Source organism: Nocardia sp. NPDC004260, from assembly GCF_053603155.1.
On the sequence record NZ_JBSGEZ010000237.1, the window covers coordinates 1 to 2096 of the forward strand.

The window sequence follows — 2096 nt, forward strand, 5'->3', positions numbered from 1 at the left end:
GTCGTTCTTCCGACGCATCCAGAAACTCCCCGGCCATGTCCGCGGCTACTTCCATGCCCCACACACCGTTTACGCTTCAACCATTTAGATCCGGGTCAATATAAGCGCCCTTCATGTGAATCGAGCCGTCGTAGCATCGACCTGGTGGCTACGATTTTGGGGACATGACCAGCGAGAGCAGAAGCGCTGAAAATGCATACGTTTTATGCATCCGATCTACTCATGTTGATCGAGGGGGAAGGGTTGTGTGATGGTCGATTTCGATGCGGCACCGGATTTGTGTCCGCGGTGCGCAGCGCAGGTGCCGTCGGGGCTTCTCTGCGGCCGATGCCGCGGTGCTGACGATCGGCTGCCTTCGCTACCTGATCACGCATGGTGGTCGGGGGACCTTCGCCAGGCACTCGACGCTCGCGACATCGGCAAGGCCATCCGGGCCTACCGACGTCATCCCCCATGGGCGCCATCGGGTAACCCAGGAGGATATGGCGCGGTGGCTGTCGATCACTCAGGGACACCTCTCTCGGATCGAACAAGGTCGCGTACGAGTGACAAACCTCGATACGCTGTCGACTTACGCGCGAATCTTGGGAATTCCCCCGCTGCTGCTGTGGTTCGAACTTCCGCCCGATCAGCAGGAGGCCGTTTCTGCGCCGCCGCGATCGAGCACCGCGCTTCCAGAGCGGCTCGCCGCGGCAATCCATACGCCGACAGAAGCTCAACTGGCAGCTGCGATGCTCTCCACGTTGGCCGGACACTCGGTCCGCGACCAGCTGGCGGGGCCACATGACTTGGTCGGAGTCGCGCGGAACGACCTCACATTCATCGACCAGCGCCTAGCCGCCAGCCGCGACGGCAGCATAGGTCGCCGCCGACTGCAGTACGCGGCAGGTCGCTATGCCGAACTACTGGGCTGGCTCCAGCAGGACTCTGGGGATCTCGAAGCTGCCGAATCCTGGTCCAAAATCGCCCTCACGCATGCCAAGGCCACGAACGATGTCCAGTTCCACGCCTACGTGTTGATGCGGAGTTCCAATATCGCCAGCGACGCCGGGAAGTTCTCCAACGCAGCATATTTCATCGACGAAGCACTGTTGCGCGCGGACACCCTCACTTCGCAACAGCGCGCCGTCCTGCTGCGCCAGCAGGCGAATGTCTTTGCGGCACGCGCGCGATCAGGCGAGCGCGCCGACGTCATGGCGTGTGTCGATGCGCTCACCCGGGCGGCGGAAGCGGCGGCCGAGCCGGCCGAGGACCCGGACGATCTCGCTGGCTACTGCTCACCTGCGTATGTGGCAATGGAGGCTGCGCAGTGCTGGATCGAACTCGGGCACCCCGAGGAAGCGCTGGTGATCTCGGAACAGCGGATGAGCGACTGGAGCGCGTACGGCCGCCGCGACCTAGGCATGGGACTGGCCCGACTGTCCAACGCGCACGCAGGAGTAGGTTCGTGGTCGGAGGCGGTGGAGGTCGCAGGTTATGCGGCTGGGATCGTCGCCGACACCGGGTCTCACCGCACGCTCAATCAGCTGCGCGCCACGGCGACCGTACTGCACGCTGCGGGCCAGACCGGTGCTGCGCGGGAGTTGACCCACCAGGTACGCACCGCACAACGTGCCCGAACCCGTCACGGTAGGAGCCTCGAGTGGAGTCGATGACCACTGCCAGTTCAACCGACGTCGCTGACGCCGCCGCCCGCATCGCGGTGCTGCCGGTCGGCAGTTTCGAGCAACACGGCGACCATCTACCGCTCATCACCGACACCGTCATCGCCTGCCTGATCGCGCGGCAGCTCGCCGAAAACTACCCGTTACTCCTCCTCCCGCCGTTGACGATCTCCTGTTCACACGAGCACGAGCCATTCGCCGGAACCGTCAGCCTCAGCCCGGCTACCCTGATCGCCGTCATCAGCGACATCCGTCGCTCACTCGACCGATCCGGAATCACCACCCTCGTATTGGTCAACGCCCACGGCGGCAACTACGTCTTGGGGAACATCGCCCAAGCTTGAGTTTTAACCTCTGGGCTGGGTTTTCAATACCCCGGGTGATCATGGGTGAAGCCCTTGGTTGATCATGTCTCCTTGCGACAGAAAGACT

The 2096-nt window shown here is 63.2% G+C and carries 2 protein-coding genes; both read left to right on the forward strand.

The features are described 5' to 3' along the window. Positions 1 to 335: 335 nt before the first annotated feature. Positions 336 to 1655, forward strand: a complete 1320-nt coding sequence (locus tag ACWEO7_RS39310) for a helix-turn-helix domain-containing protein (protein WP_452430903.1) — start codon at positions 336 to 338, stop codon at positions 1653 to 1655. Further along, positions 1652 to 2008, forward strand: coding sequence for a creatininase family protein (locus tag ACWEO7_RS39315; protein ID WP_452430904.1), 357 nt, complete (start codon positions 1652 to 1654; stop codon positions 2006 to 2008). The genes ACWEO7_RS39310 and ACWEO7_RS39315 overlap by 4 nt, the downstream gene beginning before the upstream one ends. Positions 2009 to 2096: the final 88 nt, after the last annotated feature.